The organism is Bacteroides sp. RTP31139st1_H2_RTP31139_211217 (assembly GCF_040227615.1).
Classification (GTDB): Bacteria; Bacteroidota; Bacteroidia; order Bacteroidales; family Bacteroidaceae; genus Bacteroides; species Bacteroides uniformis.
Genome location: NZ_JBCNZM010000365.1, coordinates 1 through 1,019 on the forward strand (window position 1 = coordinate 1; position 1,019 = coordinate 1,019).

1 protein-coding gene is annotated in these 1,019 nt (G+C 37.1%); it reads right to left on the minus strand.

Annotated elements, in window-relative coordinates:
• The coding region (locus ABUA47_RS24975) for a helix-turn-helix transcriptional regulator (RefSeq protein ID WP_146376377.1) at window positions 1–1,019 on the minus strand (1,019 nt) is incomplete at both ends.

Genomic DNA, 1,019 nt, shown 5'->3' on the forward strand with positions numbered 1-1,019 from the left:
TTCTTCTTCATACAGCCTCATGCGTTCTTGTAATGCTTCTTTTAAATTGTCGCTTTTTTTCAGTCCGAGTTTGGCACGTATGTTCGCTCGTTGGCTGGTTATGTTTCCGCTACTCCGATGTAATAATTCGCATATTTGGCTGACGGTCTTGTCTTGCAGTATTAAACGGCAGATGTTTAATTCGGACGGGGATAAATTGGGATATATTCTCCTGATTGTATCAAGTTTACTTTTTTCCTTTTTCTGGTATGCGGCAAGGGCTGTAAAAAGATTTTCTTTGGATTGTTCCCCTATTATGTTTAACAGGGAGCTTGTCTTTTCTTCCGGGTTATTCTCGCTTAACAACTCGGCGAACGCGAATAGTTCTTCCTTTTTCATTTGGAGACGTTTCAAAAGCATTTCCTCTTCCTCTTTTAGCAAGTTGCTACTTTTTAGCAAGCTGCTGATATTACTGTGTAAGGATCTTCCTAATAAGGGGATCATGGTGTATATGATGATGATCAAAGGCAGATAACTGTATAGGAACGGTTCGTCGGTGATAAGTGTGCAGATTGTATAGGAAGCTATGGTAAGGGAGGACAATAGGATGGAGATATTACTCATATAGGCACAGATGGAAAGCATGGTAAATAAGAGAGAGATAGTAATGTTACTCATTATCAATGCTCTTTGATAACTATATTCATATCCGCTACATATTGAGCAATAAATTATTTCGATAAAAATCTCGATATGTATGGCTATCAGTATAATGGAAAAGGTCGTGGTCAGATTTACTCTCTTTTTAAAATAAGCGAGAGTGCACATAATGATAAACAGGAATAATACGCTGTTAATATAATAAAACTGTTCATTGGGAAATGGAACTGAATATATGTATATGGGTGCGCATAAGACCAGCATGAGCAGGGATAGATGAAAGACTCGTTTTTGTTGATACGTTATTATCATTTCTCTTTCTTTTTTGTCGTAAGTTTGAGTTTTTATTGAACTTAGAAAAGAGGCGGCTTTTGTGCTGA